Genomic DNA, 12185 nt, shown 5'->3' with positions numbered 1-12185 from the left:
TAGGCATCGTAGTCGCGACAGGGTTTGAAAAAGGGCCGGGGATCACCCGGCCCTTTTGTTGCGATTGCTGGAAAGCAAAACGCGCCAGGTGGGCGTGAAGCATCACCGACACCGGGTGGGATTGTTCGGCCCATCCCTGGGCCGAACCCCTCCGCGCTGCGCGCTGCGGGGCCAGCCTGCGGCTGTCCAAATTTGTTCCTGACAAATTTGTCGAACCCGGGTGGGTTCTTACCCAGCCGTCGCCATCAGAAAAGCACAACGCCCCACGAGGGGGCGTTGTGCTTTTCTGGCGGAGAGGGTGGGATTCGAACCCACGGTACGCTTACACGTACGCCTGATTTCGAGTCAGGTACATTCGACCACTCTGCCACCTCTCCGGTGCGGATGCATGGTGGCGCATGCGAGCCGGGAATAATACGCGAGCGAACTTGCCGTGACAACAACCAGGTCTTGCGGCATGCTTCAACAGCTCGCCCCAACTGAAAGCCCATGATCGAATTTGGACACGGAACGCATGTCGGCCTGCGCCGCACGCGCAATGAAGACACTTATTATGCCGATGCCTCACTCGGCCTGTTTCTGGTTGCCGATGGCATGGGTGGCCATCAGCACGGAGAGGTAGCTTCGGCGCTGGTACGTGATGCGGTGGTCGATCTGGTCACCCGCGGGCACAGCCTGATCGAGGCGGTGCACGGTGCGGCCGAGCGACTGCTGGCCCACACCCGCCACAGCTTCGACGTCCTACCCATGGGCACCACCATTGCCGCTCTGCGAACAGCCGGCGACAGCTACGAAGTGGCTTGGGTTGGCGACAGCCGCATCTACATGTGGAAGCAGGACCTGCGTCAGATCAGTCACGACCACTCCCTGGTGCAGGCATTGGTCGAAGCCGGCCAGCTGGACCCCGCGCTGGTGTCCCAGCATCCGCAACGCAATGTGCTTACCCAGGCGCTGGGTGTGACCGCCACCGAGCAACTGCACATCGGCATGGCACGCGGCCAGCTGGAGCAGGGCATGGGGTTCCTGTTGTGCAGCGATGGCCTGACCGAGGGCGTCGGCGATGCGTCGATTGCACGCACGGTCGCTCGTACGGACCTGGCTTCGCAGGAGTGCGTGGATCACCTGCTGCTGGCCGCACTCGACAGCGGTGGCGATGACAATATCAGCGTGATCATCGTGCGCTCCTGCTGAGCCCCGACCGCAGCGGTTTCGCTCAACCCAGTCGCCGCCATACACTCTGCCCGTCCACGCCCTTGTCGAGCGCATCCAGACGTTGTTCGTGCTGCAACGACTCATCTGGTGAAGCGTGCAGCACCAAAGGGCGTACCCGCAGGACAACCGGCTCAGCCACCACGGCGTTGTGTTGTTCCGCGGCACCTTCGAAACCCAGGTCGAACGCCACCTGCCCAGATGTCATTCCCAGATACACGTCCGCCAGCAACTGGGCGTCAATCAGACCGCCATGCAGGTCGCGCCGCGAATTGTCCACGCCGAGCCGCTTGCACAATGCATCAAGACTGTTGCGCTGACCCGGGTAGCGCTCGCGCGCCATCGCCAAGGTATCAAGCACGCGGCAACGGTCGCCGATCCTGCCGGCACCGTTGTCCAGGCGCGCCAGTTCGGCGTCTAGAAATCCGATGTCGAAACTGGCGTTGTGGATGATCAGTTCCGCGCCGTCGATGAAGGCAAGGAACTCGTCCACCACGTCGGCAAAATGCGGCTTGTCGAGCAGGAACTCGTCCTCGATGCCGGTGACCAGCCGGGCACCTTCGTCGATCGCCCGATCCGGGTTGAGATAGGTCTGATAATGCCGGCCGGTGAGGCGACGTTCGAGCATCTCGACGCAGGCTATCTCCACCAGCCGATGCCCCTGGCGCACTTCCAGTCCCGTGGTCTCGGTATCGAGAACGATCTGTCTCATGCCCGACCCCTGAGCAACTCGGCCTGCTCGCGCGCCGCCTGGTCGACCCGCTCGTTTTCAATATGGCCGTTATGGCCACGCACCCACTGCCAGCGCACCTGATGGGTACTCGCTGCATCCGACAACCGCAGCCACAGATCCTGATTCTTCACCGGCTTCTTGTCTGCAGTGCGCCAGCCGTTGGCGCGCCACTTGGGAACCCACTGCTCGATACCCTGCATCACATACCGCGAGTCGGTGGTGAGCACCACCTTGCAGGGCCGCTTCAATGCCTCCAGGGCACCGATGGCGGCCATCAATTCCATCCGATTGTTGGTGGTGGCCGGATCACCACCGGCAACCATGCGTTCGCTGTCTTTGGCGCGCAACAGGGCGGCCCAGCCACCCGGACCCGGATTGCCCAGGCAGGCGCCGTCGGTAAATGCTTCCACTTCGCTCATCGTTACTCACGTATTCCATTGAAAAGTCACAGCGCTGAACTGCGTCGTGTGCCTGGCGACAATTGGCCACTGGACGACACCCGTACCGGCATCGGCTTGATTCGCAGTGGCGCAATCATGCGCCGACGTTTGCGCGCGATCAGGACATAGCCCCCGCCGAACGCACTGGCGGGTGTCGAACCTGTCGTCTCCCGACCGGGCCACAAACGCCCCACCCGCTGCATTCGCTCGATTTCCAGTCCTGCCTGCCGTAGGTCGTGACCCAGACGCAATGGCATCCGCAGTGTCTGTGATTTGCCACGCGTACGCCAATAGAACCAGGGTGCCCAGCCACTGAGCGGATGCACGCCAGTAAGTACCAGTACGCCACCCGGCGCCAGTATGCGGATGGCATCGTTGAGCAGTGCCGATGCGCTCGGCGTCACTTCCAGCACGTGTCGCAGCACCACCAGGTCGAATGCATCGTCCACGAAGGGCAACGGCTCATTCATTGCTGCCTGCAAATCACCGCGATAGCAGCCGTTGTCCAGGCGCAGGCTGGTCCAGCAGCCGAGCATCGGCAAGGCAGGCGGCACGTCGTTGGCGGATGTGCGCAGCAACAGGCCGTGCGTGCCGAAACAGCGTTGCAGTTCAGGCGTCAGCGCACGCGTCTGCTCATCCAGCAATCGGCGCAGGGGCGCACTGGCATAGATGTCGTCATCGCGTTGATGCATGCAGCAGGCCTGGTCTCCATCTGTATCGGCATTGTAACGGTTGACGACAGCCGACTGCAGATTACAGACGCGCCGGAACTGCCGCACGCTGCTGAACGCCAGATCAGCTGATTAACGCTCTGCTAACGAGCTGGCGGCGAAGCCACCCTATAGTCGACCGCTTCATGCGCGCCCGGGACGGCTGCGTCTGTCGTTGATCACGGGAAACAGCACCTGATTCATCATCAGGCGCTCCTGAAACGCAGCGGAGCTCACCTTGCATCTCATACCGTTACCGGCACTGGCCGACAATTACATCTGGCTGATGCACGACGACGATGGCAATGCCGTCGTGGTTGATCCGGGTGACGCCACGGTCGTCGAACGCGCGCTTGCGGCGCGCCAACTGCGACTGCGTGCGATCCTGCTGACTCATCATCACCCTGACCATATCGGCGGCGCGGCAGCCCTGCGCATGCAGCATGGCGTCCCCGTGTATGCACCTGTCGATGAACGCATCGACGAGGCAACGGAACAGGTGCGCGACGGAGACCTGATCAACCTGGCCTCGCCGCAAACCCGCTTCGAGGTGATCGCGATCCCCGGCCATACCCTCAGTCATGTGGCATTCGTCGGAGCAGGCCTGCTGTTTTGCGGCGACACCCTGTTCAGCCTCGGCTGCGGCCGCTTGTTCGAAGGCTCGCCGGCCCAGATGCTCACTTCGCTGGATCGTCTGTCGAGGTTGCCGCCAGAAACCCTGGTTTGCGCGGGACATGAGTACACCGAAGCCAACGGTCGCTTTGCGCGCACCATCGAACCAGGCAATCCCGAGTTGCAGAAAAGGCTGCAGGAAGTCGCGAATTTACGCGCCCAACGCCTTGCTACCCTGCCGGTTGCATTGACCGTGGAGCTGGCGACCAATCCATTCCTGCGCGTGGACTCCAAAGTTGTCGCTGCCTGGTGCACGCAACGAGGCATCGATACCGATCGCGTCACCCGCTTTGCCGCCCTGCGCGAAGCCAAGAACGGATTCAGCGGATGAGCAAACTTCTCAAATTTCTGCCCATGGCACTGTCGATCCTGTTGGCGGCGTGTGCTGGCACACCCTCGCAAGCACCACACCAGCGGCCGACCAAGGCGATTCCGACAGCGACCGTTGCTCCCATAGTCGTGCCTTCTTCCAGCGAACCGGCGAAACCGCCATCGGACAATACTTGGGATCAATTGCGCAGCAGCTTTGCGATGGCCGACTGCGACGCTGATCCGTCGGTCATGGTCTGGGCCAAGCGCTACACACACAACCCCATACAATTCGAGAATCAGCTGCGGGAAGTGTTGCCTCGCCTGGCCTACGTGCAACAGATCGCGGCTCAGTACGATGTCGCGGGAGAGTTTGTACTGCTGCCCTGGGTGGAGAGCCAGTTCCAGCCGGTCGCGGCACGCCGGCGTCAACCTGCCGGTATGTGGCAAATCATGCCGATCACCGCCGGCGCGATGGGGTTGCGCGTCGATGGCCACTATGACGGGCGCCTCGATGTTCCGGCCGCCGCTCATGCGGTGATGAAACTGCTCAAGCAATATCACGATCAGTTTCATGACTGGCGGGTGGCTGATTACGCCTACAACGCCGGCGAGTTCTCCGTGCGCAAACTTATCCGAAAGCATGGCATGCCGGGAGACGACCCCGTGATTCCCGAGTGGCCGGTGCGCAAGGTCACTCGCGCTCATCTGACCAAACTGCTGGCGATCGCCTGCGTCGTGCGGGAACCTGGCCGCTTCCATGTAAGCCTGCCGACGCTGCCGGATGAACAGCAACTGGTACAGGTAAAGATCACCCATTCGATGCCGATCACCCGGGCCGCCGATCATGCCGGCATGTCAGTGAATACATTGAAAGGCCTCAACGCCGCGTTCCGCAGTGACATGATTGATGCCGGTGCTGCCTCGTACCTGCTGCTGCCGGCGAGTCGCGCGGAGCAATTCCGGAATGCCTTGCTGGTGCAGCCATCAATGGGACTCGCCGCCCCCCAGGGCCACGGCACCGCCGCCATCACGGCAGTCGCTGTCCCATCAAAGACAACGACACCACGGAAAACACATACGGTCAGGCGTGGCGACAGCCTGTGGCAGATCGCCCGGAACTACTCAGTGAACGTAAGCGAGCTGCAACGCTGGAACCACCTCCGCGGGCAGACGCTCAAGCTTGGCCAGGTATTGCGGGTGAGTGATACAAACTGAGCTGGCGGGTCAATCCGGCCTGGGCCACAAACAGAAGGGCGGCCCATGGCCGCCCTTCTGTTTGTGCTGGCTTGTCCGCTACACGGCAGCGAAACAGGATGGGCTACATCCGAGCCTTGTTGAGCTTGATTTCGGCCTTTGTCTTGAGCAGTTCGACCAGCTCTCTCGTCGTCTCGGAGCCGTAGGCCTGGGCCATCTGCTGGCGCAGCGACTCACGCTGCTCCGGCGGCACCTTCGAAAGGTCACCGCCCTGAACCTTGTCCAAGGCGAGCAGTGCAAAGGTCCCATCCTGCATGTCCACTGCCGCAAACTGCGCCTTGTCTGCAGTCGGGTGCGGCAACAGGAACGCCTGCGTCAACAGCGGCGCCGGCACTTCGGAATGCCGCACGGCCTCGCTCACACTGGTGATGGTGGCGCCCATCGATGTCGCCAATGCCGGCATGGCCTCACCTTTGTGCAAGCGCGCCAGCGCGTCATCAGCCTGCTTCTTCTCGAGGGCAGCGATGCGCTCGTTGAGGATCTTCTTCTGCACGTCAGCGCGCACTTCGGCCAGCGGCCGTGCCGCCGCCGGCACATGCTTGTCGACATGGATCACCACCGAGTGGTTGTTACCCAGATCGACCAGACCGGAGTTGTTGCCCTGCACCAACACATCATCACTGAACGCTGCGGCGATCAGCTTGGGGTTTGCCGTGAGACCTTCGCCGCCTGTACGCGCGAACAGCGCGGTCGCCTTGATGGGCAGGTTCAACGCCACCGAAGCCGGCTCCAGCGATGTCGGGTTCTGGTAAGTGTTGTCGGACATCTTGCCGGCGACCTCGTTGTACCTGCGGTCGCGCTCGGCTGCCGAAGCTTCCTTCACCAGTTGGTCACGCACCTCCTCGAACGGCTTGGATTCACCACTGCGAACATCGCGCAGCCAGATGATGTGATAGCCATCGGACGACAGCACGGGCTTGGAAATCTGGTTTTTCTGCAATGCAAACAGCGCCGCATCGAAGGCCGGGTTGGTCACGCCTTTTTCCAACCATCCAAGATCGCCACCTTGGCGCTTTGAACCAAGATCCTGCGAATCCTGCTCAGCAAGCTTGGCGAAGTCGCCGGGGTTGGCTTCGACGGCAATCTTCTCGGCCTTGGCCAACGCCGCCTTCTGCTGTTCTGGGGTGGCATTGGTCGGCACGTTGATCAGGATGTGCGAAACGAGCCGTTGTTCCGGCTGCACGAAACGCTGCTTTTCATCTGCATAGCGTTTCTTCAGATCGTCCTCACTGGGCGCGGCTTCCAACGGGAGGTCGGCACCGTTGACTTCGATGTACTTCACCGAGACCTGTTCGGGGTTCATGTAGTCGGCGAGGTGTGCCTTGTACCACGCCTCGATTTGCGCATCGCTGACCTGGTTGTCGGTGAGCGTGGGTCGCGGCAACAGGAAGTAGCGCAGGTCACGGCGCTGGGTAAGCAAGCTCAGAAAATGATCGACCTGCACATCGCTGACGATGGTGCTGTCGTTGATCGCATCGGGCAGCAACTGGATCGCCAATGATGAGCGTATTTCGCTCTCGAACATGTCCGGGGTCTTGCGCTGGCTGGCGAGCCATGCGCGGTAGCTGATAGCGTCAAATTGTCCATTGACCTGAAACGTGGGGATCCCGGCGATGTAATCGCGTACGGCCTGATCCGATACCCGCATGCCCCAATCGTCGTTGACCTGGAGCAACAGTTGCTGGTCGATCATGGCGTCCAGGACTCGCTGCTTCATCTCGGGCTTTTCGAAAATGCTGGAATCGAAATGCTCCCCCTGCTCGGCGCTTGCCTGCTGCCGCAGCTGGTTGATCCGATCCTGATAGGCGTTCTGGCTGATTTCATGCTTGCCGACTTTCGCCACGAATGCATCGTCGCGCGACGTGAAATAGCTCTCCATGCCGAACAGCGACATCGCCAGAACGGCGAGGCCAAGAACAATGATGGATGGCCATCCATGCATCTTGTTACGCATTGCCTGCAGCATTGAAATCTTCCCGCAACGTGGTTGATAACGCGTGGTGCGTGAGTGGCGCAAGCCGCGTGTCCGATCGCTCAAGAAGCTACACGAACACGCACTGCTCAAATGACAAGGGCGCCACACGGGCGCCCTTGCGAACTGTGGCGGAGTGGACGGGACTCGAACCCGCGACCTCCGGCGTGACAGGCCAGCATTCTAACCAACTGAACTACCACTCCGCATTTTTCTGGTGGGTGCTGTAGGGATCGAACCTACGACCACCGCCTTGTAAGGGCGACGCTCTACCGCTGAGCTAAGCACCCAAAACCAAGCGTCAGCCGCTTAGTTTAGGGCATCCTTGAGGGTCTTGCCAGCCTTGAACGCAGGCACTTTCGAGGCCTTGATCTTGATCGCTTCGTTGGTACGCGGATTGCGACCGGTACGAGCTGCGCGCTTGCGCACAGTGAAAGTGCCAAAGCCCACCACCGAGACGTCCTCGCCCTTCTTCAACGACTTCTGCACGGTCTCAAAAAAGGCTTCGAGGGCCCGGCCCGCATCGGCCTTGGTCAGCTCGGCTTTTTCGGCAATGGCATTGATCAGATCGGTTTTATTCATTGAAAGAAACTCCCTTATTCGGATTTCGCCAGCGTGGTCGGCCCCAGGGACGGGACAACACCGGCATGGATGGTTGGCTCTTGCTAGGCGCCTTAACGCAACCCCGCATCGCTGCGCTGACATATCAACGCCGGGACTGCGGTATCGCCTTTATACCAGTGCCTTACGGGAATCCGCAACACAAGCCACAGCAACGTTTCCGCAAGATCGGTGGCTGTCGAAACCGCTTGCAAAACGGGCGCCAGAAGACTAGATCAAAACTTCGTCGGCCAACAGCGAAAAAACATAAAGTGCCCTGCCGCAGCAGAGCACCATAGGAACCAGTCCGAAGGATGCCCTTTGCCGATCAATGCGTGAGCGAATGCACTTCCGCTGACTCACCCGCAATCGCAGCAGGAGCCTCATCCTTGGCCGGATTCGGGCGCAACGGGCGTTCGAGCGCGATGTCCAGCACCTCGTCAATCCAGCGAACTGGATGAATCTCCAGCGAAGAAGTGATGTTGGCCGGCATGTCCGCCAGATCCTTCTTGTTGTCCTCCGGGATGATCACCGTGGTTATCCCGCCGCGTAGTGCCGCCAGCAGTTTCTCCTTGAGCCCACCGATCGGCAGCACACGGCCACGCAAGGTGATTTCACCAGTCATCGCCACCTCGGAGCGCACCGGCACCTTGGTAAGCACGGAGACCAAGGCCGTGCACATGGCGATGCCAGCGCTGGGACCGTCTTTCGGCGTGGCGCCCTCCGGGACATGGATATGTACATCCAGCTTCTGATGGAACTCAGGATCGATACCGAGCTGGTCAGCACGCGCGCGCACCACCGACAACGCCGCCTGGATCGACTCTTTCATGACATCGCCAAGCTGGCCGGTATGCACCAGCCGGCCCTTGCCCGGCACCACGGAACCTTCAATGCTGAGCAGCTCACCGCCAACCTGGGTCCAGGCAAGCCCGGTCACCAGCCCCACTTCGTTCTGCAATTCCTTGCGACCGAAATCGAACCGCCGCACACCTAGGTAGTGATTCAGATTGGCCGAATCCACCGTGATTCGACCGGCGTTCGACTTTGCCTTGGTCTTGCCCGTCTTTACCGACGTAGCCTTTGCCTTGGCCTTCTTCACCTGACCCAAGGTCAGCTCCTTGACCACCTTGCGACAGATCTTGGAAATCTCGCGCTCCAGGTTGCGCACGCCCGACTCGCGCGTGTAGTACCGCACAATGTCGCGCAACGCCTCTTCGCTCACGCTGAGTTCGTCGGACTTGAGGCCGTTCGCCTTGAGCTGTTTCGCCAGCAGATATTTCTGCGCGATGCCGAGCTTCTCGTCCTCGGTGTAGCCAGGAATGCGGATGACTTCCATGCGGTCCAGCAAAGGGCCGGGAATGTTCAACGAGTTCGCGGTGGCGATCCACATCACCTCGGACAGATCGAGATCGACCTCGAGGTAATGGTCGTTGAACGTGTGGTTCTGCTCTGGATCGAGCACTTCCAGCAGCGCCGACGACGGATCGCCGCGAAAATCCATCGACATCTTGTCGATCTCGTCCAGCACGAACAGCGGATTCTTGGTGCCCACCTTGTTGATGTTCTGCACGATACGACCAGGCATCGAACCAATATAGGTGCGTCGATGGCCGCGGATCTCGGCCTCGTCGCGCACGCCACCCAGGCTCATGCGCACGAATTTTCGATTGGTCGCCTTGGCAATCGACTGCCCCAACGACGTCTTGCCCACGCCAGGCGGACCGACCAAACACAGAATCGGACCCTTCATCACGGACACGCGCTGCTGCACGGCGAGGTATTCAAGGATGCGATCCTTGACCTTCTCCAGCCCGAAGTGATCGGCGTCGAGCACTTCCTGCGCCATCTGCAGATCCTTGCGCACCTTGCTGCGCTTCTTCCACGGCACGCCAACCAGCCAGTCGAGGTAGTTGCGTACGACGGTGGCTTCGGCCGACATCGGCGACATCTGCTTGAGCTTGCCGAATTCCTGCCGCGCCTTGGTCAACACGGCCTTGGGCATGCCTGAAGTCTCGATCTTCTTCTGCAGTTCCTCGACTTCGTTGGGGCCCTCCTCGTTGTCGCCGAGCTCCTTCTGGATCGCCTTCATCTGTTCGTTGAGGTAGTACTCGCGCTGACTCTTCTCCATCTGCGACTTGACCCGTCCGCGGATGCGCTTCTCGACCTGCTGCAAGTCCATCTCGCCATCGACCAGGCCGATCAGCAACTCCAGCCGTTGTCCGACGTCAGCTGTCTCCAGCACCTTCTGCTTGTCGGCCATGCGCACAGAAAGGTGCGCGGCAATGGAGTCGGCGACGCGCGACGGATCATCAATGCCGGACAGACTCGCCAGCACTTCGGGCGGCAGCTTGCGGCTCTGCTTGACCAATTGCTCGAACAATGAAATCAGCGTCCGCGAGACGACGTCAAGCTCGCGCTCCTTGGCGTTGTAGACCGGTTCGATCAGGCGCGACCGGGCCATCAGCATGCCGTCCAGTTCCTGAAAATCCTCGACCGCCACGCGCGATTGGCCTTCGACCAGCACCTTGACCGTGCCATCGGGCAGCTTCAGCAACTGCAGCACGCCGGCCAGCGTGCCGACCTGATGCAAGTCGGCAATTTCCGGATCGTCGATATCCGGGCTTTTCTGTGCGACCAGCAGGATCTGCCGCTCGCCTTCCATTGCGCGTTCCAGCGCGCGCATGGATTTGTCGCGGCCGACAAACAACGGGATGACCATGTGCGGGTAGACCACCACGTCGCGCAATGGCAATACCGGCAGTGCGTCCAGTGCAGCGGGAAGGGGGGCGTTCTTGGCCATGGAAGAGGAGTCCCTCGAATTCGGTTTCTTGGTTCAACCCGACACTGCGCCGGGCCTGTTACCACGTCAAGTGGAGGCAGCCAGGCGCGCAGTCAAGGTGCGCGAGGTGCCGAAAAACAGAGCGGCCCCGGTGAAACCACCGGAGCCGCTGTCGTTGCAGGCACTTACACAAATCAGGCAGCGTCGCCACTCTCCCCTGCAACGCGCTGCTGCAGGCTGCCCCGATAGATCAGGTAAGGCTCGGCCTGACCGTCGATCACGGCATCGTCCACCACCACCTTGCTGACATGCTCCAGCGAGGGCAACTCATACATCGTGTCCAGCAGCACCTGCTCAAGAATAGTGCGCAGACCGCGGGCGCCGGTCTTGCGCTTGAGCGCCTTCTTGGCGATCGCCTGCAGCGCCTCGGGGCGGAACTCCAGCTCCACCTCCTCCATCTCGAACAGCTTCTTGAACTGCTTGGTGACGGCGTTTTTCGGCTCGGTGAGGATCTTCACCAGTGCCGCTTCGTCGAGCTCGTCCAGCGTGGCCACCACCGGCAGGCGCCCGACGAATTCCGGGATCAGGCCGAAACGCACCAGATCGGAAGGCTCGACGTCGGCCAGCACCTTGCCCAAGTTCTCGGTGCGCTCTTTGCTGCGCACCTCGGCCGAAAAGCCGATGCTGGTGTTCTCGGAACGCTGCTGGATGACCTTTTCCAGACCAGCAAAAGCACCACCGCAGATAAACAGGATGTTCTTGGTGTCGACCTGCAGAAATTCCTGCTGCGGATGCTTGCGCCCGCCCTGCGGCGGCACCGAGGCCAAGGTGCCCTCGATCAGCTTCAGCAGCGCCTGTTGCACGCCTTCGCCGGATACGTCGCGGGTGATCGACGGATTTTCGCTCTTGCGCGAGATCTTGTCGATCTCGTCAATGTAGACGATGCCCGACTGCGCCTTCTCGACGTCGTAGTCGCACTTCTGCAGCAGCTTCTGGATGATGTTCTCGACATCCTCGCCCACGTAACCGGCTTCGGTCAGCGTGGTGGCGTCGGCGATCGTGAACGGCACATTGAGCAGACGCGCCAGCGTTTCCGCCAGCAGCGTCTTGCCCGAGCCGGTCGGGCCGATCAGCAGGATGTTGGATTTACCCAGCTCGATGTCGTCGCTCTTCTGACGTGACTCGATCCGCTTGTAATGGTTGTACACCGCCACCGCCAACGCCTTCTTGGCGCGGGTCTGGCCCACCACGTACTGATCCAGCGACTCGCGGATCTCGCGTGGCTTCGGCAACTGGGTGCGCCCGGAGGCAGCCTTCTCTTCCAGTTCCTCGCGGATGATGTCGTTGCACAGTTCCACGCACTCGTCGCAGATGAACACGGACGGGCCCGCGATCAACTTGCGCACCTCATGCTGGCTCTTGCCACAGAAAGAGCAATAGAGAATCTTGCCGCTGTCGCTGGAACGCCCCTGCCGGTCGTCGCTCATACTCTCGATCCCGC

At 61.0% G+C, this 12185-nt stretch carries 10 protein-coding genes and 3 tRNA genes; 3 read left to right on the top strand and 10 right to left on the bottom strand.

The features are described from left to right. Window positions 1-287: 287 nt before the first annotated feature. A tRNA-Ser gene (locus EAH75_RS02640) sits at window positions 288-377 on the bottom strand. A 112-nt stretch (window positions 378-489) separates the two neighbouring features. Here EAH75_RS02640 and EAH75_RS02635 point away from each other — a divergent pair. Next, complete coding sequence (locus EAH75_RS02635) at window positions 490-1191, top strand: PP2C family protein-serine/threonine phosphatase (protein ID WP_140655060.1); 702 nt, start codon at window positions 490-492, stop codon at window positions 1189-1191. A 22-nt stretch (window positions 1192-1213) separates the two neighbouring features. Here the strand turns inward: EAH75_RS02635 and dnaQ are convergent, their stop codons facing one another. The 3 genes from dnaQ to EAH75_RS02620 are packed head-to-tail and all read right to left on the bottom strand — an operon-like array spanning window position 1214 to window position 3074. Next, complete coding sequence (gene dnaQ / locus EAH75_RS02630) at window positions 1214-1921, bottom strand: DNA polymerase III subunit epsilon (RefSeq protein ID WP_140655057.1); 708 nt, start codon at window positions 1919-1921, stop codon at window positions 1214-1216. Next, the gene (gene rnhA, locus EAH75_RS02625) at window positions 1918-2361 is read right to left on the bottom strand and encodes a ribonuclease HI (protein ID WP_140655054.1); all 444 of its coding nucleotides are present in this window, start codon (window positions 2359-2361) and stop codon (window positions 1918-1920) included. The genes dnaQ and rnhA overlap by 4 nt, the downstream gene beginning before the upstream one ends. 26 nt (window positions 2362-2387) lie before the next feature. Continuing rightward, window positions 2388-3074 carry a methyltransferase domain-containing protein gene (locus EAH75_RS02620; protein WP_140655051.1) on the bottom strand — a complete coding sequence of 229 codons (687 nt, stop codon included), beginning with the start codon at window positions 3072-3074 and terminating at the stop codon, window positions 2388-2390. A 256-nt stretch (window positions 3075-3330) separates the two neighbouring features. Here EAH75_RS02620 and gloB point away from each other — a divergent pair, with 256 nt between their 5' ends. Both gloB and EAH75_RS02610 read left to right on the top strand, forming a co-directional pair. Next, on the top strand, window positions 3331-4095 hold the full coding sequence (gloB, locus tag EAH75_RS02615; RefSeq protein ID WP_140804079.1) for a hydroxyacylglutathione hydrolase: 765 nt from the start codon (window positions 3331-3333) through the stop codon (window positions 4093-4095). A gap of 200 nt (window positions 4096-4295) precedes the next feature. Further along, on the top strand, window positions 4296-5291 hold the full coding sequence (locus EAH75_RS02610) for a transglycosylase SLT domain-containing protein (RefSeq protein WP_140805001.1): 996 nt from the start codon (window positions 4296-4298) through the stop codon (window positions 5289-5291). A gap of 103 nt (window positions 5292-5394) precedes the next feature. On the opposite strand, the gene EAH75_RS02605 is transcribed toward EAH75_RS02610, so the two are convergent. From EAH75_RS02605 to clpX, 6 genes are all read right to left on the bottom strand, one after another. Beyond that, window positions 5395-7296, bottom strand: a complete 1902-nt coding sequence (locus EAH75_RS02605) for a SurA N-terminal domain-containing protein (RefSeq protein ID WP_140804077.1) — start codon at window positions 7294-7296, stop codon at window positions 5395-5397. Window positions 7297-7431: 135 nt separating this feature from the next. After that, window positions 7432-7508 (bottom strand) — tRNA-Asp (locus EAH75_RS02600). Between the two features lie 9 nt (window positions 7509-7517). After that, a tRNA-Val gene (locus EAH75_RS02595) sits at window positions 7518-7592 on the bottom strand. 19 nt (window positions 7593-7611) lie between these two features. Then, window positions 7612-7884 (bottom strand): HU family DNA-binding protein, encoded by a 273-nt coding sequence (locus EAH75_RS02590; protein ID WP_007511239.1) that lies wholly within the window; start codon window positions 7882-7884, stop codon window positions 7612-7614. A 346-nt stretch (window positions 7885-8230) separates the two neighbouring features. Further along, complete coding sequence (lon, locus tag EAH75_RS02585; RefSeq protein ID WP_140655042.1) at window positions 8231-10705, bottom strand: endopeptidase La; 2475 nt, start codon at window positions 10703-10705, stop codon at window positions 8231-8233. Window positions 10706-10878: 173 nt separating this feature from the next. Next, window positions 10879-12171, bottom strand: coding sequence for an ATP-dependent Clp protease ATP-binding subunit ClpX (clpX, locus tag EAH75_RS02580; RefSeq protein ID WP_140655038.1), 1293 nt, complete (start codon window positions 12169-12171; stop codon window positions 10879-10881). Window positions 12172-12185 lie beyond the last annotated feature (14 nt).

The organism is Rhodanobacter glycinis (assembly GCF_006438785.1).
Taxonomy (GTDB): Bacteria; Pseudomonadota; Gammaproteobacteria; order Xanthomonadales; family Rhodanobacteraceae; genus Rhodanobacter; species Rhodanobacter glycinis_A.
The sequence above is the reverse complement of the archived record's forward strand: the minus strand, read 5'-3'. Positions and strand labels throughout refer to the sequence as shown.

What these genes read in the sequence shown, in the direction of transcription:
- EAH75_RS02635 (WP_140655060.1), top strand. Translation starts at nt 490, where the DNA reads ATGATCGAATTTGGACACGGAACGCATGTCGGCCTGCGCCGCACGCGC.
- dnaQ (WP_140655057.1), bottom strand. Translation starts at nt 1,921, where the DNA reads ATGAGACAGATCGTTCTCGATACCGAGACCACGGGACTGGAAGTGCGC.
- rnhA (WP_140655054.1), bottom strand. Translation starts at nt 2,361, where the DNA reads ATGAGCGAAGTGGAAGCATTTACCGACGGCGCCTGCCTGGGCAATCCG.
- EAH75_RS02620 (WP_140655051.1), bottom strand. Translation starts at nt 3,074, where the DNA reads ATGCATCAACGCGATGACGACATCTATGCCAGTGCGCCCCTGCGCCGA.
- EAH75_RS02610 (WP_140805001.1), top strand. Translation starts at nt 4,296, where the DNA reads ATGGCCGACTGCGACGCTGATCCGTCGGTCATGGTCTGGGCCAAGCGC.
- EAH75_RS02605 (WP_140804077.1), bottom strand. Translation starts at nt 7,296, where the DNA reads ATGCTGCAGGCAATGCGTAACAAGATGCATGGATGGCCATCCATCATT.
- EAH75_RS02590 (WP_007511239.1), bottom strand. Translation starts at nt 7,884, where the DNA reads ATGAATAAAACCGATCTGATCAATGCCATTGCCGAAAAAGCCGAGCTG.
- lon (WP_140655042.1), bottom strand. Translation starts at nt 10,705, where the DNA reads ATGGCCAAGAACGCCCCCCTTCCCGCTGCACTGGACGCACTGCCGGTA.
- clpX (WP_140655038.1), bottom strand. Translation starts at nt 12,171, where the DNA reads ATGAGCGACGACCGGCAGGGGCGTTCCAGCGACAGCGGCAAGATTCTC.